This window comes from Pseudomonas sp. TWR3-1-1 (assembly GCF_049896545.1).
GTDB classification, from domain to species: domain Bacteria; phylum Pseudomonadota; class Gammaproteobacteria; order Pseudomonadales; family Pseudomonadaceae; genus Aquipseudomonas; species Aquipseudomonas weihenstephanensis.
Map to the genome: position 1 here is coordinate 1 of NZ_JAFCUO010000002.1, position 18,962 is coordinate 18,962.

General features: G+C 56.1%; 21 protein-coding genes and 1 pseudogene. 10 read left to right on the plus strand and 12 right to left on the minus strand.

Annotated features, from left to right (window positions below; all coding sequences use genetic code 11):
* Positions 1-213: pseudogene (locus ACP7A4_RS05495) on the plus strand (hypothetical protein); the annotation flags it as partial.
* Between the two features lie 31 nt (positions 214-244).
* On the opposite strand, the gene tyrS reads toward ACP7A4_RS05495, so the two are convergent.
* Complete coding sequence (gene tyrS / locus ACP7A4_RS05500) at positions 245-1,444, minus strand: tyrosine--tRNA ligase (RefSeq protein WP_059765206.1); 1,200 nt, start codon at positions 1,442-1,444, stop codon at positions 245-247.
* Positions 1,445-1,654: 210 nt separating this feature from the next.
* Between tyrS and ACP7A4_RS05505 the strand changes: the two genes are divergently transcribed.
* Positions 1,655-3,049 carry a peptidoglycan DD-metalloendopeptidase family protein gene (locus tag ACP7A4_RS05505; protein WP_426245915.1) on the plus strand — a complete coding sequence of 465 codons (1,395 nt, stop codon included), beginning with the start codon at positions 1,655-1,657 and terminating at the stop codon, positions 3,047-3,049.
* Positions 3,050-3,052: 3 nt separating this feature from the next.
* A complete protein-coding gene (locus ACP7A4_RS05510; protein WP_426245917.1) occupies positions 3,053-4,144 on the plus strand; it encodes an anhydro-N-acetylmuramic acid kinase in 1,092 nt (363 codons plus the stop codon).
* Positions 4,145-4,220: 76 nt separating this feature from the next.
* Here the strand turns inward: ACP7A4_RS05510 and erpA are convergent, their stop codons facing one another.
* Complete coding sequence (erpA, locus tag ACP7A4_RS05515) at positions 4,221-4,571, minus strand: iron-sulfur cluster insertion protein ErpA (protein WP_048402145.1); 351 nt, start codon at positions 4,569-4,571, stop codon at positions 4,221-4,223.
* A 135-nt stretch (positions 4,572-4,706) separates the two neighbouring features.
* A complete protein-coding gene (gene argC / locus ACP7A4_RS05520) occupies positions 4,707-5,741 on the minus strand; it encodes an N-acetyl-gamma-glutamyl-phosphate reductase (protein WP_048364265.1) in 1,035 nt (344 codons plus the stop codon).
* 134 nt (positions 5,742-5,875) lie between these two features.
* Between argC and hemJ the strand changes: the two genes are divergently transcribed.
* The 6 genes from hemJ to coq7 all read left to right on the plus strand — a co-directional run bounded on the left by hemJ (position 5,876) and on the right by coq7 (position 9,911).
* The gene (hemJ, locus tag ACP7A4_RS05525) at positions 5,876-6,304 is read left to right on the plus strand and encodes a protoporphyrinogen oxidase HemJ (RefSeq protein ID WP_059765215.1); all 429 of its coding nucleotides are present in this window, start codon (positions 5,876-5,878) and stop codon (positions 6,302-6,304) included.
* A gap of 30 nt (positions 6,305-6,334) precedes the next feature.
* On the plus strand, positions 6,335-7,303 hold the full coding sequence (locus ACP7A4_RS05530; RefSeq protein WP_203304035.1) for an NAD(P)H-dependent flavin oxidoreductase: 969 nt from the start codon (positions 6,335-6,337) through the stop codon (positions 7,301-7,303).
* 57 nt (positions 7,304-7,360) lie between these two features.
* On the plus strand, positions 7,361-7,876 hold the full coding sequence (locus tag ACP7A4_RS05535; RefSeq protein ID WP_426245920.1) for a DUF805 domain-containing protein: 516 nt from the start codon (positions 7,361-7,363) through the stop codon (positions 7,874-7,876).
* A 76-nt stretch (positions 7,877-7,952) separates the two neighbouring features.
* Entirely contained in the window at positions 7,953-8,741 is a 789-nt protein-coding gene (locus ACP7A4_RS05540; protein WP_048402149.1) for an SDR family NAD(P)-dependent oxidoreductase, read from the plus strand.
* 66 nt (positions 8,742-8,807) lie between these two features.
* Complete coding sequence (locus ACP7A4_RS05545) at positions 8,808-9,146, plus strand: histidine triad nucleotide-binding protein (protein WP_048364260.1); 339 nt, start codon at positions 8,808-8,810, stop codon at positions 9,144-9,146.
* Positions 9,147-9,263: 117 nt separating this feature from the next.
* Positions 9,264-9,911 (plus strand): 2-polyprenyl-3-methyl-6-methoxy-1,4-benzoquinone monooxygenase, encoded by a 648-nt coding sequence (coq7, locus tag ACP7A4_RS05550; protein WP_203304033.1) that lies wholly within the window; start codon positions 9,264-9,266, stop codon positions 9,909-9,911.
* Positions 9,912-9,979: 68 nt separating this feature from the next.
* Here the strand turns inward: coq7 and speD are convergent, their stop codons facing one another.
* Positions 9,980-10,771: an adenosylmethionine decarboxylase gene (gene speD, locus ACP7A4_RS05555; RefSeq protein WP_048364258.1), complete on the minus strand. Its 792-nt coding sequence runs from the start codon at positions 10,769-10,771 to the stop codon at positions 9,980-9,982.
* Between the two features lie 240 nt (positions 10,772-11,011).
* Positions 11,012-11,434: an OsmC family protein gene (locus tag ACP7A4_RS05560; RefSeq protein WP_048364257.1), complete on the minus strand. Its 423-nt coding sequence runs from the start codon at positions 11,432-11,434 to the stop codon at positions 11,012-11,014.
* A 222-nt stretch (positions 11,435-11,656) separates the two neighbouring features.
* Here ACP7A4_RS05560 and crp point away from each other — a divergent pair, with 222 nt between their 5' ends.
* Positions 11,657-12,301 carry a cAMP-activated global transcriptional regulator CRP gene (crp, locus tag ACP7A4_RS05565; RefSeq protein ID WP_048364256.1) on the plus strand — a complete coding sequence of 215 codons (645 nt, stop codon included), beginning with the start codon at positions 11,657-11,659 and terminating at the stop codon, positions 12,299-12,301.
* Here the strand turns inward: crp and ACP7A4_RS05570 are convergent.
* The 7 genes from ACP7A4_RS05570 to rpe all read right to left on the minus strand — a co-directional run bounded on the left by ACP7A4_RS05570 (position 12,298) and on the right by rpe (position 18,636).
* Positions 12,298-12,999, minus strand: coding sequence for a lipoate--protein ligase family protein (locus ACP7A4_RS05570; protein WP_426245925.1), 702 nt, complete (start codon positions 12,997-12,999; stop codon positions 12,298-12,300). The two genes, crp and ACP7A4_RS05570, sit on opposite strands and share 4 nt — an antisense overlap.
* A 92-nt stretch (positions 13,000-13,091) precedes the next feature.
* Complete coding sequence (gene trpC / locus ACP7A4_RS05575; RefSeq protein ID WP_059765226.1) at positions 13,092-13,928, minus strand: indole-3-glycerol phosphate synthase TrpC; 837 nt, start codon at positions 13,926-13,928, stop codon at positions 13,092-13,094.
* Positions 13,925-14,974: an anthranilate phosphoribosyltransferase gene (gene trpD / locus ACP7A4_RS05580; protein ID WP_059765231.1), complete on the minus strand. Its 1,050-nt coding sequence runs from the start codon at positions 14,972-14,974 to the stop codon at positions 13,925-13,927. Before trpD ends, trpC begins: the two co-directional genes overlap by 4 nt.
* A gap of 9 nt (positions 14,975-14,983) precedes the next feature.
* On the minus strand, positions 14,984-15,577 hold the full coding sequence (locus ACP7A4_RS05585; protein ID WP_048364252.1) for an aminodeoxychorismate/anthranilate synthase component II: 594 nt from the start codon (positions 15,575-15,577) through the stop codon (positions 14,984-14,986).
* 11 nt (positions 15,578-15,588) lie between these two features.
* Positions 15,589-17,076 (minus strand): anthranilate synthase component I, encoded by a 1,488-nt coding sequence (gene trpE / locus ACP7A4_RS05590; RefSeq protein WP_203304030.1) that lies wholly within the window; start codon positions 17,074-17,076, stop codon positions 15,589-15,591.
* 70 nt (positions 17,077-17,146) lie between these two features.
* The gene (locus tag ACP7A4_RS05595) at positions 17,147-17,965 is read right to left on the minus strand and encodes a phosphoglycolate phosphatase (RefSeq protein ID WP_059765237.1); all 819 of its coding nucleotides are present in this window, start codon (positions 17,963-17,965) and stop codon (positions 17,147-17,149) included.
* The gene (gene rpe / locus ACP7A4_RS05600) at positions 17,962-18,636 is read right to left on the minus strand and encodes a ribulose-phosphate 3-epimerase (RefSeq protein WP_048402154.1); all 675 of its coding nucleotides are present in this window, start codon (positions 18,634-18,636) and stop codon (positions 17,962-17,964) included. The genes ACP7A4_RS05595 and rpe overlap by 4 nt, the downstream gene beginning before the upstream one ends.
* Positions 18,637-18,962 lie beyond the last annotated feature (326 nt).

Below are 18,962 nucleotides of genomic sequence, written 5' to 3' on the forward strand. Positions count from 1 at the left end.
GAAGATTTCAAAGTTTCCCTTGTAACTTCAACCACTTGCGCTTTCGATCTCTCGTTAGCGGGAGGCGAATTCTACAGCGTTACACGCTGCTGTCAACACCTCATTTCCTGCTTCGATGATTTGAAGCTAGCATCGCCGAAAACCGTTCAACTCATTGATACTCAAGGAGTTTTCCGTTTCGACTACGCCGGAAGTGGGCGCATTATAGGCTAATACAATGCGCCGTCCAGCACTAATTTCAGCTTTATTCGGCTTTTAGCGTAATCCGTGCAAAAGCCTTCTTTCCTGCCTGACATACATGGGTCGAACCCAGTACGTATATATAGGTGCGATCAACCACCTCTCCATCTATTCGCACACCACCTGAACCCAGCAAATCACGGGCAACAGCGGAGTTCTTCACCAGCCCGGCCTTATTAAGGACCGCTGCAATCGGCATATCTTCAGTCGCAAGCAGTTCAATCTCTGGCAAATCGTCAGGCAGCTCACCCTCTTTCATGCGATTACCCGCCCCACGGTGCGCGTTAGCAGCAGCCTCTTCACCATGGAAACGAGCCACAATCTCTTCAGCCAGCTTGATTTTGATATCGCGCGGGTTAGCCCCCGCCTCGACATCAGCTTTAAACGCATTGATTTCGTCCATCGAGCGAAAGCTCAGCAATTCAAAGTAACGCCACATCAACGCATCCGGTATGGACACCAGTTTGCTGTACATCACGCCCGGCGCTTCTTGTATACCGACATAGTTACCCAAGGACTTGGACATCTTCTTAACGCCATCCAAACCCTCCAGCAGCGGCATAGTCACAATGCACTGAGCCTCCTGCCCATAGCCGCGCTGCAACTCACGCCCCATCAGCAAGTTGAATTTCTGATCAGTACCACCCAGCTCTACATCAGCCCGCAAAGCGACCGAGTCATAACCCTGCACTAACGGATATAGGAATTCATGAATCGCGATGGGCTGGTTCGTGGTGTAACGCTTGTCGAAATCATCGCGCTCAAGCATCCGGGCCACGGTGTACTGAGACGTCAAACGAATGAAATCAGCCGGCCCCATCTGATCCATCCAGGTGGAGTTGAAAGCGACTTCAGTTTTAGCAGGATCCAGAATCTTGAAGACTTGCGTTTTATAAGTCTCAGCGTTGTCGAGTACTTGCTCGCGCGTCAACGGAGGGCGGGTTGCGCTCTTGCCGCTTGGATCACCGATCATGCCCGTGAAGTCACCAATCAAAAAGATGACGTGATGGCCCAACTCCTGAAACTGACGCAGCTTATTAATAAGGACTGTATGCCCCAAATGCAGGTCGGGCGCTGTCGGATCAAATCCGGCCTTAATACGCAGCGGCTGGCCGCGCTTCAATTTCTCGACCAATTCAGACTCGACCAGTACCTCTTCGGCACCACGCTTGATTAGCGCTAGCTGCTCTTCAACCGACTTCATATCAGACCCGTAAGGCTCAAATTCAAAGGGAACCAACCATACAAGATCAGCGACTAATTACAAGTTCTCACCTACGTGTGGGCGGCTATCTGTCAGCCAATGCTTCAGCGGCTTGCTTCATGGGTGTTTTGGTTATATTTTATACAGTTATTTCATGTTCACCGTGTCAGTCATCTTTTCCAATTCATCTATCTCAAAGTCAAATTATCTATGACCAGTCAACCGCCTAAAGCGCCGCCGCTTTATCCGAAGACCCACCTGCTTGCCGCTAGTGGAATCGCTGCATTATTAAGCTTGGCCCTGCTGGTATTTCCTTCAAGCGAAGTAGAAGCCAAACGCACGACTCTAAACCTGGAGCTCGAAAGCCCCGCAGAACAACTGACACAAGACCAAGACGCTTCCGAATTGGTTCAAGCCACAACAGAGGCGCCAGCTTCGCCCTTTGCCCAAATCGAACAGCAAGAGACTGCCGCAACGGCTAAGGCCGACGATAAAAAAGAGCCCAATCACCGCGAAGTCATCGTGGCTAAAGGTGACACGCTCTCAACATTGTTCGAGAAGGTGGGTCTGCCTTCTGCATCCGTGCATGAGATTCTGGCCAGCGACAAGCAAGCCAAGCAATTTAGCCAGCTTAAGCACGGTCAAAAGCTTGAGTTCGATATGAACCCTGACGGCCAACTCAAAAGCCTGCACAGCCGTGTCAGCGACCTTGAAACCATTAGCCTGACAAAAACAGCCAAGGGCTATGCGTTTAACCGAGTGACAACATTGCCGACCGTACGCACAGCGTATGTACACGGCGTCATCAGCAGCTCGCTTTCTGCGTCGGGGCAACGTGCAGGCTTGCCGCACAGCATGACAATGGACATGGCCAAGGTATTTGGCTACGACATTGATTTCGCCCAGGACATTCGCCCAGGCGACCAGTTTGAAGTGATCTATGAGCAAAAAGTCGCCAACGGCAAAACGGTAGCGACGGGCAATATTCTGTCCGCACGCTTCACCAACCGCGGCAAGACTTACACCGCCGTGCGCTACACCAACAAACAAGGCATCAGCAATTACTACACCGCTGACGGTAATAGCATGCGCAAAGCGTTTATCCGCACACCGGTAGACTTCGCTCGCATCAGCTCGCGCTTTTCCTCAGGCCGCAAACACCCAATCCTGAACAAGATCCGCGCCCACAAAGGCGTTGACTATGCAGCACCTCGTGGCACTCCGATCAAAGCTGCCGGTGACGGTAAAGTGCTACTCGCCGGTCGCCGCGGTGGTTACGGCAATACCGTCATCATTCAACACGGCAACACCTATCGCACTCTTTACGGCCACATGCAGGGATTTGCCAAAGGCGTCAAAACAGGCGGTTCTGTTAAGCAAGGCCAAGTGATTGGTTATATCGGCACCACCGGCCTGTCGACCGGCCCCCATCTGCACTATGAATTTCAAGTGAATGGCGTACACGTCGATCCGCTGGGCCAAAAACTCCCAATGGCCGATCCAATTGCCAAAAACGAACGCGCTCGCTTCCTGCAACAAAGCCAACCCCTGATGGCACGCATGAACCAGGAAAAAGCCACGCTGCTCGCGTCGAGCAAACGCTAAATCATGGCGCTCTATATAGGTGTGATGTCCGGGACTAGCCTGGACGGCATGGACATCGCACTCATTGAGATGGGTGCGAGACCCACATTGGTTGCCACTCACTACACGCCGATGCCCGCTGCCTTGCGCGCCGAGCTGCTCGGCTTGTGTGCCAGCGGCCCGGATGAGGTCATGCGTTGCGCCCTTGCTGAAAACCGCTGGGTCGAACTGGCGGCTCAGGGCGTCAATGCACTCCTTGCACAACAACAGCTCGCACCCGCTTCAATCAGAGCAATCGGTAGTCACGGCCAAACCATCCGCCATGAACCCGCCCTAGGCTTCACGGTGCAAATTGGCAACCCGGCGCTACTGGCAGAACTTACAGGTATATGCGTGGTAGGCGACTTTCGACGCCGAGACGTGGCCGCTGGCGGTCAAGGCGCACCTTTGGTCCCTGCATTCCATGAAGCACTGTTCAATGATGACATTGGCTATCGCGCAGTCTTGAACGTAGGCGGTTTCAGCAATCTCAGCCTGATTACGCCTACATCACCTGTCGCCGGATTTGATTGCGGCCCAGGCAACGTGCTACTGGATGCCTGGATACACGACACCTGCGGCGAGCTCTACGACCGTAATGGCCAGTGGGCTGCAAGCGGCAAGGTAGAACCGATATTGCTTGAGACACTGCTCAGCGATTCGTTCTTCAAGACAAAAGGCCCAAAAAGCACCGGCCGTGAAGTTTTCAACCTCAGCTGGCTAAAGCATCACCTGCAAAGTTTGCCCACGTTCGCCGCCCAAAACGTTCAGGCAACCTTGCTCGAGCTCACCGCGCTGACCATCGTAGAGTCGTTAAAAGCCGCTCAACCGCTCACTGAAGAGCTGCTGGTATGCGGCGGCGGCGCGCACAATGGCACGCTCATGGCACGGCTGGCCGCACTGCTTCCCCACACAACAGTCAGTAGCACACACGCCAAAGGCGTCGACCCGGACTGGGTTGAAGCTATGGCGTTTGCATGGCTCGCACACTGTTGCCTGGAAAACATCCCCACCAACCGCCCGAGTGTCACTGGCGCCCGTGGCCTACGGGTCCTCGGCGCAATCTACCCCGCCTGAAGCCCTCTCAACAATTTGCACACAGCAAAACGCCGCGAACTGACGCGGCGTTTTGAGTACTGCGCGTGCTGAGTGATCAGATCGAGAACGAAGATCCGCAACCACACGTCGTGGTGGCGTTAGGATTGTTGATCACAAAACGCGAGCCTTCCAGGCCTTCCTGATAATCCACCTCGGCTCCCGCCAAGTACTGGAAGCTCATTGGATCGACCACCAGGCTAACGCCTTCGCGCTCAACGATAGTGTCATCGTCGGCCACTTCATCATCGAACGTGAAACCATACTGAAAACCGGAACAACCGCCGCCCGTAACAAACACGCGCAACTTCAAACGATCATTACCCTCTTCATCGACCAGGCTCTTCACCTTGTGCGCAGCACCTTCGGTGAATTGCAAAGCCGTGGGGGTGAAGGATTCGACGCTCATGCTGACTATCTCCCGGCGCTATGCCGCCATAATGCGTGATGACGCGCATTATCCGCTTCTCCTAGAAAAGCGGTCAACTATTCATAAGTAGCAACGGCAAGCCAGCGACTTGCCGCTTGAGCATATTGCTTGCCCTTACGGCAGCATCCCGGCATGCGACAAGCCCAAACGCTCATCCAGACCGAACAGAATATTCATATTCTGAACCGCCTGACCCGAAGCGCCTTTGACCAGATTGTCGATCACCGACAACACCACGACCAGATCGCCATCTTGAGGACGATGGATCGCGATTCGGCACACATTCGCGCCACGCACACTGCGAGTCTCGGGGTGGCTGCCGGCAGGCATCACATCGACGAAAGGTTCGTTGGCGTAACGCTTTTCAAACAACGCCTGCAAGTCTACGGAACGGTCAACAACGGTCGCATACAAGGTTGAATGGATACCGCGAATCATCGGCGTCAAGTGCGGGACAAACGTCAGCCCCACGTCCTTACCGGCTGCACGACGTAGACCCTGACGGATCTCAGGCAAGTGGCGATGACCTTTTACTGCATACGCTTTCATGCTTTCTGAGGTCTCTGCATAAAGAGAACCTACGCTAGCCCCGCGCCCCGCACCGCTGACACCGGACTTGCAGTCCGCGATCAACACCGATGTATCGGCAAGCCCAGCTTCCAGCAAAGGAAGAAAGCCCAACTGGGTAGCAGTCGGGTAGCAACCGGGCACCGCAATCAGGCGCGCCTGCTTGATTTGCTCGCGATTAACTTCCGGCAGGCCATACACCGCTTCTTTCAGCAGTTCTGGGGCGCCGTGCGGCTGACCGTACCACTTGGCCCACTCATCCGCGTCCTGCAAACGGAAGTCCGCGGACAGGTCGATCACCTTGGTGCCCGCCGCCAGTAGCTCACCCGCTAACGCATGGGCAACACCATGCGGCGTGGCGAAAAACACCACATCACACGCGCCCAATGTTTGCGTGTCCGGCACGCTGAAGGCCAGGCCATCGTAATGACCGCGCAGGTTGGGATACAGATTGGCTACCGGCAGGCCCGCCTCGGATCGAGAAGTGATGACCACCACTTCAGCCTGCGGATGCTGTGCCAGCAAACGCAGCAATTCGACCCCGGTGTAACCCGTGCCGCCGACAATACCGACCTTGACCATAACCTGCCCCTCAACGAACCCACTGGAAAGCCCTCGATAATAGGGACAGCGCGCCCCTGCGACAACCGCCAAGGTGACTCTCAAGCGCTCTACTACTACTATTTGGTCTACCGTGAACCTGGGAATAACTAAAAATGCTTTATCTATGGCTCAAAGCCTTCCACATCATCAGCATCGTCTGCTGGTTTGCTGGCCTGTTTTACCTGCCGCGCCTGTTCGTATACCACGCACAAAGCGAGGACGCCGTCAGCAAAGAACGCTTCAGCGTCATGGAGCGCAAGCTCTATCGCGGCATTATGGGCCCGGCAATGATCGCCACCCTGATCTTTGGAGGATGGCTAATCAGCCTCAACCCCAGTGGTTACTTCAGCCAAGGCTGGATGCACGCCAAGCTGACGCTGGTCGTACTGCTAATCGGCTATCACCATATGTGCGGCGCCCAGGTCAAACGCCTCGCCCGCGGTGAAAATACCCGCAGCCATGTGTACTACCGCTGGTTCAACGAAGTGCCCGTCCTGTTTCTGATCGCTATCGTAATTCTGGTGGTGGTCAAACCGTTCTAACTGCATCTCATCTTTCATAGAGGTTATCCAATGTCACTGCCTGCTCTGCTTGAACAACGCTTGCGCCTGCCGGTGGTGGCCGCGCCGATGTTTCTGATCTCCAATCCGCAACTGGTACTGGCCTGTTGTCGCAATGGGGTGGTGGGCAGTTTCCCTGCACTCAACCAACGCGACAGCAGCGGGTTCAAAGCATGGCTTGAAGAGATCGAAGCCGGACTGGCGTTGCTGGATAACCCGGCGCCTTACGCCGTTAACCTGATTGTGCACAACAGCAACGAAAGACTTGAGGCCGACCTGGCCATTTGCATCGAACACAAGGTTCCGATCGTGATTACCAGTCTGGGCGCCGTGAAGGAAGTAGTGGACGCCATTCATGGCTACGGAGGCCTGGTGTTCCACGACGTGACCACACGCCGACATGCAGAAAAAGCGGCAGAAGCCGGCGTCGATGGCTTGATTGCAGTCGCCGCAGGCGCTGGCGGGCATGCCGGCACATGGAGCCCGTTCGCACTGGTCGCTGAAATACGCCAGTTTTTCGACAAGACCGTGCTACTGGCGGGGTGCATCAACCACGGCCGGGAGATTCTGGCCGCTCAGGTGCTTGGCGCCGACCTGGCCTACCTGGGCACACGCTTTATCGGCACGACAGAAAGCCATGCACCCGATGCCTATAAAGAGATGCTGCTCGCATCCCGCGCAGCCGATATCATCCACACCCCGGCGGTATCAGGCGTGCCCGCCAGTTTCATGCGCAAAAGCCTCGAAACCGCAGGGTTCGACATGGCAGCCCTGAACAGTAAAGGCGAGGCTGGCAACAAACTGAAACCGCTCAGCGACGAAGCCAAAGCATGGAAAACCGTCTGGTCTGCGGGTCAGGGCGTCGGCGAGATTAACGACCTGCCATCAACCGATCAGTTAATCGCCCGTCTGGATGAGCAATACCGTCAAGCGTTACACCTCACCCAGCAACTCTCCAGCCATTGGCCACACCCCCGATAGTTCAAAGCCCGCCCCTCGGCGGGCTAGTTTTTTGAGACACCTGACAAGGAAGTAGCAATGCCGCCTCTAAGTTTGAACAAAACACCTCACGAAACCTACGCCCCCCTGGACCCATTAGGTTTCAGCGGTCGAATAGGCCGCATGCGCTTACTGGCCTGGAGCATGGTACTTACCCTCATCACGTGGGTTGCGGTATTACCAGTCGCGCTTGCGCTAAAAGTGTCCTACACCCTGGGCTTTACGTGCGCGCTGGCCTTGATACTTGCGTACCTCATTACCTTGGTGAGGATCAGCGCACAACGCCTGCACGACCTTAACTGGTCAGCATGGCTGCTGTTGCTTCACCTGGTCCCTGTCGCGACCTTTATTCTGTCCACCATCATGGTCCTTACGCCTGGCACGCCCGGCCCCAATCAATACGGCCCGCCACCGCCACCCAACAGCACCGCGGTCAAAGTGCTGGCCTGGATCTCAATCATTTTGTCGGTTGTGCTTTTCGTTGGGGGGATCCTGCTCTTTGCGTTGGGCATTGCGAGCTCGTTCATCGACGCAGCGACCAGCAACAGCCTGTAGACTGCGCACTTTAATGAACGCGCCAACGCCAGGGACAACATTGTCACCGGACTGCACCGTTGCGATGGAGAACAGCATGACCCGTTACGCTTTGATCACTGGCGCCTCAAGCGGCATTGGCCTGGCCCTGGCAGAAGCCCTCGCCCGTCGCGGGCGCAGTTTGATTCTGGTTGCCCGCCAACGCGATGCGCTGGAAGCCATTGCCCTCGAGTTCACCCGCCGCTTTGGCGTTGAAGTGCTATTTCGCGCGTGTGATCTGGGCGAACCGTTGCGTTTGTCCGGTTTCCTGCTGGAGCTTGAAGAAGGCGACCGCCAGATCGACTTACTGGTTAACTGCGCGGGCATCGGCACCTGCGGCCCCTTCCTCGCCCACGACTGGAGTGCCGAGCAAGACCTGATCGAGCTCAATGTACTGGCGCTCACTCGCTTGTGCCACGCCATCGGTAACATGATGGCAGTGCAAGGTGGCGGGCAAATCCTCAACGTGTCATCGATCGCGGCCTATCAGCCGGGTCCCTGGCTGAGCACCTATTTCGCCAGCAAAGCCTACGTGCTGCATTTTTCAGAAGGCTTGCGCGAAGAAGTCAAAAAGACCGGAATCAAGGTCTCGGTACTCTGCCCCGGTATAACCCGCACCGGTTTCTTCGATGCCGCCAACATGAATACCGCCACGCTCAAAAAAAGTCGTAACGCGCTCAGCCCCGAAGAAGTCGCGCTGTATACCGTGCGCGCCCTCGAAAAGAACAAGGCGATCATCATGCCCGGTTGGCGCAATCGTTGGTTAACCCGCATCCCGCGCGTACTTTCGCGATGGATGACACGCAAAATCGCCGCATCGGTTAACAAGTCTTACTGCCCACGTTAAGTCGGCTGGCCGCCAAACCGTCCTCTGGGTACACTCAGGCCGGACTTCACTTACGGAGATACAGCTTTGGATACTCTGTTCACCAAGATCATCAACCGTGAAATACCCGCCAATATCATCTACGAAGATGATCAGGTGCTGGCCTTTCACGACATCGCCCCACAAGCGCCGGTGCATTTTCTGGTCATCCCGAAAAAACCGATCCGCACTCTCAACGACCTCACCGAAGAAGACAAAGCGCTGGCGGGCCATATCCTGTTCACCGCCCAGCGCCTGGCGGTCGAACAAGGCTGCGAGAAAGGCTTCCGCGTTGTCATGAACTGCAATGAAGATGGCGGCCAGACCGTCTACCACATTCATATGCACGTTTTGGGTCAGCGCCAGATGAACTGGCCTCCGGGCTGATTTTTACCACCACGCCCTCGTGGGAGCCGCAACGCTCCCACTCACGCATGATCCAGCGCAAACCCTGCCCACCCGATTGGGGTAAACTGGCCGCCGTGATTTTTTCCGGAGGTAAGCATGACTACCCAACGTCACTACTCGCCGATTGACCGTCTTCTGTTACAAGCCGATACCGCGATGCGCACCTTGTTGCCATTCAGTGGCCAGCCGCATCGCCCGTCACCAGCCCTCGTCAAACCTGAAAACCCGCTGGGTGACCAGGCAACACGTCATGTTGCCGGGCTGATGCGCATCAACCACACCGGTGAAGTCTGCGCCCAGGCCCTGTACCAAGGTCAGGCCCTGACCGCCAAACTGGCGCATGTGCGTGAAGCCATGGAGCATGCCGCAGAAGAAGAAATCGACCATTTGGCCTGGTGTGAACAACGTATCCGCCAATTGGGCAGCCATCCAAGCGTGCTCAACCCGCTGTTTTACGGCATGTCCTTCGGAATTGGCGCGGTTGCAGGTTTGATCAGCGACAAGGTCAGCCTGGGATTTGTCGCCGCAACGGAAGACCAAGTGTGCAAGCACCTCAATGAACACCTTGAACAATTGCCTGCCGAAGATGAAAAGTCGCGCGCGATTCTTGAGCAAATGCGTATCGACGAAGAACGCCACGCGGAATCTGCACTCGATGCGGGCGGCTACCGCTTCCCTGCCCCGATCAAATTTGGCATGAGCCTGATGGCAAAAGTCATGACTAAAAGCACTTATCGTATTTAATTGCTCCTGCAAAACGCGCACAAAAAAGGCGGCTTACCTCACGGTAGCCGCCTTTTTTTATCAAAACCTTACGACATGTTGCGTGCGTAAAAGATTTCGAGCATTTCGTGCTTAACCCGTTCAGTGACCTGAGCACGTTGCTCCACCGAAAGATTGCTGGTGGCATCGCCGAACAGGTAGTTATCCAGTTCGAAGTCCTTGAGCAGCATTTTGGTGTGGAACAGGTTCTCCTGATACACATTCACATCGGTCATTTGATAACCGGCGCGGGTGTCTTCGGAGAGGTAGTTCTGGATCGAATTGATCTCATGATCAATAAAGTGCTTCTTGCCTTCCACATCACGGGTAAAACCCCGAACGCGGTAGTCGACCGTCACGATATCCGAATCAAATTTATGAATCAGATAGTTGAGAGCTTTAAGCGGTGAAATAACGCCGCACGTCGACACGTCAATATCCACACGGAATGTTGCAATACCGTCCACCGGGTGAATCTCCGGGTAGGTGTGCACCGTAATATGACTTTTGTCGAGGTGAGCCAGAATGGTCTCGGGCAGCGGGCCTGGGGATTCTTCGATCTGGCTTTCGGTAGGTGTTACCGGCTGCTCCGAAATCAGAATAGTCACGCTGGCGCCTTGGGGATCGTAATCCTGACGGGCGATGTTCAGGATGTTGGCACCAATGATATCAACCACATCTGTAAGGATCTGCGTCAGGCGTTCTGCGTCGTACTCTTGATTGATGTACTCAACGTATGCCTGCTGGTCTTGCGGGGTTTCCGCATAGCAGATGTCATAGATGTTGAAGCTCAAGGTCTTTGTCAGGTTATTGAACCCGTGGAGCTTGAGTTTGCTTTTCACCGTAATAAAACTCTCTATGTCGATGCGGCTCGGCCGCGTGATCCAGCATGCCCGTCAAGTGCGTAGGACGCACCTGCGTAGGACGGTTAACACCTCTTCGCGATGGCGATTTTGGTTATCTGTTAGGGCACGTGACCGGGAGATATCCCCGCCACGACCCTTAAAAAAGTGGCGCATTATGCAGACGTCCGCGACTGATCGCCAGAGTCTGCAACGCTTTTATGAAAATTGAATGTCCACTCAAGCCAGTTCGATTATTTCGTAGTCATGGCTGATCGCAACGCCAGCCGCGCCGAGCATGATCGACGCCGAGCAATACTTCTCGGCAGACAGCTCGATAGCCCGTTTAACCTGCGTTTCTTTAAGGCCACGCCCTTTGACTACAAAGTGCAGGTGAATTTTGGTGAACACCTTTGGGTCTTCAGTGGCGCGTTCGGCCTCCAAAAAAGCCTCACAACTTTCAACGGCCTGACGCGATTTTTTGAGAATGCTGACCACATCAAAGTTACTGCAACCGCCGAGTCCCAGTAACAGCATCTCCATCGGCCGCACACCCAGGTTGCGGCCACCGCTTTCAGGCGGGCCATCCATGACAACGACGTGGCCGCTGCCCGATTCACCCAAAAACATGGCTTCACCAGCCCATTGAATGCGTGCCTTCATTGCTCAGACTCCACTGGTTTAAAAGGGGCGCCAGCTTATCACAGGGCCGAAATTCGATGACTGACCAGCCTGAAGCGATTCTCTGACACAGCACTAGGAAAATTCTGCAATCGGTAAAGAATTCGTCTGGTAAGCTGGCGCCAAATCGCTGGCGCCAGCCAGCAAGCGCTCTATATAAAAATAGATATAACCCTTACCGTGCACGCTTTCCGGGATACAACCATGGTTGCCCTTACTCCCATACCCAAGATCAAAAACCTCGACAAATTTCTGACTCATTGCCAGCGCAAACGTTATCAAGCCAAGAGCAATATCATTTGTGCCGGCGAGCGTTCGCACACCCTGTTCTTTATCGTCAAAGGCTCAGTCACCATCGTGATCGAGGACGATGATGGGCGTGAAATGATCATCGCTTACCTCAACAGCGGGGACTTTATTGGCGAGTTGGGTTTGTTCGAACAACCGGGCCTGGAGCAGGCGCGCAGTGCATGGGTCAGGGCCAAGACCGAATGCGAAGTTGCAGAAATCAGTTACGCAAAATTCAGAGAGTACGCGCATCAGGAACCAGAAATCCTTTACGCGCTCAGCGGCCAAATCGCACAGCGGTTACGTAATACCACGCGCAAGGTCGGCGATCTGGCGTTCTTCGATGTCACCGGTCGCGTTGCGCGCTGCCTATTGGAGCTGTGCAAGCAACCCGATGCCATGACTCACCCGGACGGAATGCAAATTAAAGTAACGCGTCAGGAAATCGGCCGAATAGTCGGTTGTTCGCGGGAGATGGTTGGGCGGGTGCTCAAGGATTTGGAAGAACAAAACCTGGTCAGCGTCAAAGGCAAGACCATGGTGGTGTTTGGAACTCGCTAGGGCTTGAGTAAGGGCGCCAGTACCTGCTGATAGCGGGCAGTGAGCTGCTCGAAAAAATCCGGTGCCGCACACACTTCATGCAACGCAATGTGACTGTCAGCACGACAACGCTGCGCCAAGTCACAGCGTTGATTGAACCGATTGACCGCCGCCACCATCGATTCGCGTTCGTTATCGAGCAGTAATGCACCGTGAACCAGGCACACGGGCCGCTGGCCACCCTGACTTTGGCGCCAGCGTTGAGCAGTCCCCACTAACTTGCGAGCGTTCAGATTGACATTGAAACGGCCATCGCAAAAAGCCCCTTCAACCTCACCCAATGACGCAGTACCGCCCAATTCAGTCAACAGATCACAGATCGGCTGACACAGACGACGATAAGCCGTTTCGATCCGGCCGTGATCGCCTTCGCTGCGAGGCGGTGCGTAGACCAATGCGATATTCACCGTTGAGGCCGACTGCGGAACGGGTTCGCCGCCGGTTTCACGCAACAGGATCGGCCAGCCACTGGCGGCCAGCTCGACACTCGCATGCTCAAAACCTGGTGAACGACTCAAGCGCCGAGGCATGACCAGCGACCGGTCAGTGGGCTGCCAGAACAACACACCCGCCTCCAATTCGCCAGCGCAGACCGCCGCCAGCAAATCCTGCTCGGCCTTAAGACCGGCTTCGACGCTAAGTTGTTGAATGACGGTCATGGGATTCCTGCTCAAAATCTGTAGCCACTGGCGCAGGCTGCAATAAGGGCGCTGGCAAATCGCAGCCTCGTGCCTCGACAGCAACTACAGGGTTAATCCAGTGTTGAGCCGGTGATGGACGTACCGCGCTCCGGGAAGAACAAACGCTGCAACTCAGCACCCGGGTTTTCCGCACGCATGAACGCTTCGCCGACCAGGAACGAATACACCTCGCTGATTTCCATCAGCTCAACATCGGCGCGGTTCAGAATGCCGCTCTCGGTGATCACCAATCGATCACGCGGCACACGCGGCAACAAGTCCAGCGTGGTTTCCAAACTCACCTCAAAGGTGTGCAGGTTACGGTTGTTGATCCCGACCAGCGGCGTGTCCAATGTTTTCAGGGCGCGCTCCAGTTCGTCGCCATCATGCACTTCTACCAACACGTCCAGCCCGACGCTTTTAGCCAGAGCGGCCAGCTCGGCCATTTTCACGTCATCCAGTGCAGACACGATCAGCAACACACAGTCGGCGCCCAACGCGCGGGCTTCAACGATCTGATACGGATCGATCATGAAATCCTTGCGGATCACCGGCAGCTTGCACGCCGCACGCGCCTGTTGCAGATAGGCGTCAGCGCCCTGAAAGTAATCAATGTCAGTGAGTACCGACAGACAGGTCGCGCCGCCTTTCTCATAACTTTGCGCAATGTCGGCAGGCACGAAATGCTCGCGAATCACCCCTTTGCTCGGCGATGCCTTTTTGATTTCGGCAATCACCGCGGGCTGTTTCAACTTGGCCTGCGCCAGCAAAGCCTTGGCGAAACCACGTACAGGATCAGCCTGAGCGGCCAGCCGTTCAACTTCGGCAAAGCTCACGCGGGCGCTGCGCTCAGCCACTTCCTGAACCTTGCGCGCCAGAATGTTTTCCAGAACGGTTGGCACACTCATGCTTCATTCTCCTGCTTGAAAATCGCGGTAAACGCGCCCAGTTCTTCCAGCTTTTCGCGGGCCAACCCGGTGTGCAGCGCATCGTGCGCCAGCGCCACACCCTCTTTCAGAGTGTAGGCAAGATCAGCGGCGTACAACGCAGCACCCGCATTGAGCACGATCATTTCAGCGGCTTTCTGGCCAGCCTCTGTTTTACGGCGGCCCAAAGCATCGCGGATCAGTTCCAGCGATTGTTCAGGGCTGTCGACCACCAGCCCAAACAGGCTTTGGCTCTTGATACCCAAGTCTTCAGGCTGCACCCAATACTCGGTGATTTCGCCTTTACGCAGCTCGGCCACAAACGTGGGCGCCGCCAGGCTGAACTCGTCCAGACCATCTTGCGAATGAACCACCAGCACATGCTTGCTGCCCAGGCGTTGCAGCACTTCAGCCAACGGACGGCAGAGCGCCTGATTGAACACGCCGACCACTTGATGCAACACGCCAGCCGGATTCGTAAGCGGGCCAAGCATATTGAACAGGGTTCGCAGCCCAAGATCGCGACGCGGGATGGCCGCGTGCTTCATGGCGCCGTGATGGGATTGGGCAAACATAAAGCCGATGCCCACGCTGTCGATGCAGCGTGCAACTTGTACCGGTGTCAGGTTCAGGTACACACCGGCCGCTTCGAGCAAGTCGGCGCTGCCACTTTTACCGGACACGGCACGATTGCCATGCTTGGCCACCGTGCAACCGGCGGCCGCGATCACCAATGCCGAAGCCGTGGAAACGTTGAAAATATTCGCCCCGTCGCCGCCGGTGCCAACAATGTCGACCACGCCATCGAGGGTATTGAGTTCGACCTTGTCCGCCAACTCGCGCATTACAGTGACGGCACCGACGATTTCGTCGATGCTTTCACTTTTCATACGCATGCCCATCATGAAAGCGCCAATCTGCGCCTCGGTGCATTGGCCGGTCATGATGTCGCGCATGACATCGCGCATTTCATCAGTGGTCAGGTCCAGATGACCGACGATACGGTTCAGGGCAGTCTTGATATCCATATGAAGTCCTTAGCGCGTGCCGCCGGTTTGTTTAAGAAAATTGGCGAACAGTTCATGACCTTGTTCGGTCAGGATCGATTCAGGGTGAAATTGCACCCCTTCGATATTGAGTGTTTTGTGGCGCAACCCCATGATCTCGTCCACCGAGCCATCCGCGTGTTGTGTCCACGCTGTCAGCTCCAGGCACTCAGGCAGGGTTTCGCGCTTGACCACCAGCGAGTGATAACGGGTGACGGTCAACGGGTTGTTCAATCCTTCGAACACCCCCGTATTGAGGTGATACACCGGACTGGTCTTGCCGTGCATGACTTGGCGTGCGCGAACCACGTCCCCGCCAAAAGCCTGGCCGATAGACTGATGACCCAGGCACACGCCAAGAATCGGCAGCTTGCCCGCAAAGTATTTGATCGCTTGCAATGAGATGCCCGCCTCGTTCGGCGTGCATGGGCCGGGCGACACCACAATGCGCTCTGGGTTGAGCGCCTCGATCTCGGCCACGGTCAGTTCATCGTTGCGCACCACCTTGACCTCTGCACCCAGCTCGCCGAGGTACTGCACAACGTTATAAGTAAAAGAGTCGTAATTATCGATCATCAGCAACATGGCACAGCTCCTCAGGCGTCGGACGCGGGGGTTTGTTCAGCGAGCGCTACGGCGCGAAACATCGCGCGGCGTTTGTTCAGCGTCTCTTCCCACTCCAGGGCCGGTACCGAGTCGGCGACAATGCCGCCGCCCGCTTGCACATGCAATTCACCGTTCTTGATCACCGCCGTACGAATAGCGATGGCCGTGTCCATATTGCCGTTCCAGGCGAAGTAACCGACCGCGCCGCCATAGACACCGCGCTTGACCGGCTCCAGCTCATCAATGATTTCCATCGCCCGAATTTTCGGTGCACCCGACAACGTTCCCGCAGGCAAGATCGCACGCAACGCGTCCATCGCCGTCAGCCCGCTTTTCAGCTGGCCCGTGACGTTGGACACAATGTGCATCACGTTGGAGTAACGCTCGATGACCATTTTTTCAGTGAGCTTGACCGAACCGATCTCAGACACCCGGCCCGTATCGTTGCGGCCCAGATCGATCAGCATCAAGTGTTCGGCGATTTCTTTATCGTCACTGAGCAGGTCTTGCTCCAGCGCCAGATCAGCCTCTTCGGTTGCACCGCGCGGGCGCGTACCGGCAATCGGGCGCACGGTGATCAGGTTGTCTTCAACCCGCACCAGCACTTCCGGCGAACTGCCCACCACGTGGAAGTCACCAAAGTTGAAGAAGTACATATAAGGCGTTGGATTGAAGCAGCGCAACGCACGGTACAGATCAATCGGCGCTGCCTTGAAGTCGATGGACATGCGCTGCGACGGGACGACTTGCATACAATCGCCCGCGAGGATGTAGTCCTTGATTGTGTCGACCGCTTGCTCGTAATCACGCTGGGTGAAGCTGGAGCGGAACACCGGGTCCGCTGCCTGCTGAGCCGTAAAGTCCAGACCGCGACGCGGCGCAATGGGCTGACGCAACTGTTCAAGCAATGCCTCAAGCCGCGCCTGGCCTTCTTCATAAGCATCCGGTTGCGCCGGATCAACCAACACAATCGCGTGCATCTTGCCCGCGAGGTTGTCGAACACCACCACGGCATCCGACACCATCAGCAGAATGTCCGGCACGCCCAGCGGATCAGGGTTCGGGCATTTGCCCAAGCGCTTTTCCACATAACGCACACAGTCATAGCCAAAATACCCCACCAACCCGCCATTGAAGCGCGGCAAACCGGTAATGGTCGGCACGTTGTAGCGCGCTTTAAAGGCCTCGACAAACGTCAGCGGGTCTTCAACCTCGTGCGCTTCAATCTCGACGCCGTCGTGGGTCACGCGAACCTGATGGTCATGCACCCGCAATACCGTGCGGCACGGCAAACCAATGATCGAGTAACGCCCCCACTTCTCACCGCCCTGCACCGACTCCAGCAAATAGGAGTTGGGCTGGTCAGCCAGTTTCAAGTAGATCGACAGCGGCGTATCGAAGTCGGCCAGGGTTTCGCGGGCAAGCGGGATACGGTTATAGCCGGCAGCGGCCAAACGCAGGAATTCTTCACGGATCATGAGGTGCCTCGTGGTCTGAGGGTCAAACAGTCAGGTGTGCAAACGTGCCGGCTATCCGGCCAGATTCAAGTCAGGCGCGCCAACGCCAACGGGCCAGGGCCTTGATAACTTTCATCCAGAGTTTGCGAGTGACCACCACGATGGAATCTCTACGAGAGGGGTGAACAGAAGTGCCCAACGTTATCTCAGCCGCCGAATCTAAGCAACCGGCTATCAGCTCTTGCAGGTTACCGATCACCATGTCCGGCGACTCTTCTTCAATCGGGCGACCGTGGTTGTAGCCATAATTGAGCGCCACACAACGCACACCTGCGGCCTTGGCAGCCAGCACGTCATTGCGTGAATCACCAATAAACATTGATTGCTGCGGGGTGACGCCGGCCATTTTCATCACGAACAACAGCGCTTCGGGGTCGGGCTTTTTTTGCGGCAACGTATCGCCACCGATAATCCAGCGAAAAAAGCGCCCCAGCTTCAATTCATCCAGCAGCGGTGCCACAAAGCGCTCAGGTTTATTGGTGATCAGGGCCATCTCGACGCCCTGCTTTTGCAGCCACTTGAGACTTTCGCGCACCCCGGGATAGACCTTGGTCTGATCATGGCCGCCATCGTAGGCCTCCATGAAAATCTCCAGTGCGTGCTCGGCCTCGGCGTCATCGACACCCGAGGCCTCAAGATTGCCAGCCAACGCACGGCGGACCAGCATCGGCGCACCGTTGCCGATCCACATCTTCACGTTTTCAAGACCGGCAGGCGGACGGCCCAACTTGAGCAGCATGGTTTCTACGGCCGAGGCCAGGTCTGGCACCGAATCAATCAGCGTGCCGTCCAGATCGAACATCACCAGCTTGGGCAATTGCCCCTGAAGGAGCTGCTCAAAGCCGCTCACGGACGCGCCAACGCAAGCTCGGCACGCATTTTCTGAATAACTTCTTCGTAGTTGGGCGTGTTGAAAATGGCCGAACCCGCGACGAACGTATCAGCACCCGCCTCAGCGATTTCGCGGATATTGCCGACGTTCACGCCACCGTCGATCTCCAGCCGAATATCACGGCCCGAAGCATCGATCAGCGCCCGCGCTTCACGCAGTTTGTCCAGAGTACCGGGGATGAACTTCTGGCCGCCGAAGCCCGGGTTAACGCTCATCAGCAAGACCATATCGACCTTGTCCATCACATACTTGAGCACGTCCAGCGGGGTCGCGGGGTTGAACACCAGCCCTGCTTTGCAGCCGCCTTCGCGGATCAATTGCAGCGAGCGGTCGATGTGCTGCGTGGCTTCGGGGTGGAAGGTGATGTACGTCGCGCCGGCTTCGATGAAATCGCCGATGATGCGATCAACCGGGCTGACCATCAGGTGCGCGTCGATTGGAGCGGTCACCCCGTACTTGCGTAATGCGGCGCATACCATCGGGCCGATGGTCAGGTTGGGGACGTAATGGTTGTCCATGACATCGAAGTGAACGAAGTCAGCACCCGCAGCGAGTACGTTGTCTACTTCTTCGCCAAGACGGGCGAAATCGGCAGAAAGAATCGATGGGGCAATAGCGAAGGGCTGCATGACGCACCTTTTAGTGAGCTAAACACGGTGGCGCGCATTGTATACCGCGCGCCCCGACGCGCACACCGCCTTGCGGCCGCTACGCGACCGATCGCAGCCTTCGGCAGCGACTACATAGGCATACGCGACGCTGTAGTCGCTGCCGAAAATAGCGAAGGGCTGCATGACGCACCTTTTAGTGAGCTAAACACGGTGGCGCGCATGTATACCGCGCGCCTCGACGCGCACACCGCCTTGCGGCCGCTACGCGACCGATCGCAGCCTTCGGCAGCGACTACATAGGCATACGCGACGCTGTAGTCGCTGCCGAAAATAGCGAAGGGCTG

What these genes read in the sequence shown, in the direction of transcription:
- coq7 (WP_203304033.1), top strand. Translation starts at nt 9,264, where the DNA reads ATGACTACCCAACGTCACTACTCGCCGATTGACCGTCTTCTGTTACAA.
- ACP7A4_RS05570 (WP_426245925.1), bottom strand. Translation starts at nt 12,999, where the DNA reads ATGACCGTCATTCAACAACTTAGCGTCGAAGCCGGTCTTAAGGCCGAG.
- ACP7A4_RS05585 (WP_048364252.1), bottom strand. Translation starts at nt 15,577, where the DNA reads ATGTTGCTGATGATCGATAATTACGACTCTTTTACTTATAACGTTGTG.
- erpA (WP_048402145.1), bottom strand. Translation starts at nt 4,571, where the DNA reads ATGAGCGTCGAATCCTTCACCCCCACGGCTTTGCAATTCACCGAAGGT.
- ACP7A4_RS05560 (WP_048364257.1), bottom strand. Translation starts at nt 11,434, where the DNA reads ATGAAGGCACGCATTCAATGGGCTGGTGAAGCCATGTTTTTGGGTGAA.
- ACP7A4_RS05540 (WP_048402149.1), top strand. Translation starts at nt 7,953, where the DNA reads ATGACCCGTTACGCTTTGATCACTGGCGCCTCAAGCGGCATTGGCCTG.
- hemJ (WP_059765215.1), top strand. Translation starts at nt 5,876, where the DNA reads ATGCTTTATCTATGGCTCAAAGCCTTCCACATCATCAGCATCGTCTGC.
- ACP7A4_RS05530 (WP_203304035.1), top strand. Translation starts at nt 6,335, where the DNA reads ATGTCACTGCCTGCTCTGCTTGAACAACGCTTGCGCCTGCCGGTGGTG.
- trpC (WP_059765226.1), bottom strand. Translation starts at nt 13,928, where the DNA reads ATGAGTGTGCCAACCGTTCTGGAAAACATTCTGGCGCGCAAGGTTCAG.
- trpE (WP_203304030.1), bottom strand. Translation starts at nt 17,076, where the DNA reads ATGATCCGTGAAGAATTCCTGCGTTTGGCCGCTGCCGGCTATAACCGT.
- ACP7A4_RS05510 (WP_426245917.1), top strand. Translation starts at nt 3,053, where the DNA reads ATGGCGCTCTATATAGGTGTGATGTCCGGGACTAGCCTGGACGGCATG.
- rpe (WP_048402154.1), bottom strand. Translation starts at nt 18,636, where the DNA reads ATGCAGCCCTTCGCTATTGCCCCATCGATTCTTTCTGCCGATTTCGCC.
- crp (WP_048364256.1), top strand. Translation starts at nt 11,657, where the DNA reads ATGGTTGCCCTTACTCCCATACCCAAGATCAAAAACCTCGACAAATTT.
- ACP7A4_RS05535 (WP_426245920.1), top strand. Translation starts at nt 7,361, where the DNA reads ATGCCGCCTCTAAGTTTGAACAAAACACCTCACGAAACCTACGCCCCC.
- argC (WP_048364265.1), bottom strand. Translation starts at nt 5,741, where the DNA reads ATGGTCAAGGTCGGTATTGTCGGCGGCACGGGTTACACCGGGGTCGAA.
- trpD (WP_059765231.1), bottom strand. Translation starts at nt 14,974, where the DNA reads ATGGATATCAAGACTGCCCTGAACCGTATCGTCGGTCATCTGGACCTG.
- tyrS (WP_059765206.1), bottom strand. Translation starts at nt 1,444, where the DNA reads ATGAAGTCGGTTGAAGAGCAGCTAGCGCTAATCAAGCGTGGTGCCGAA.
- ACP7A4_RS05505 (WP_426245915.1), top strand. Translation starts at nt 1,655, where the DNA reads ATGACCAGTCAACCGCCTAAAGCGCCGCCGCTTTATCCGAAGACCCAC.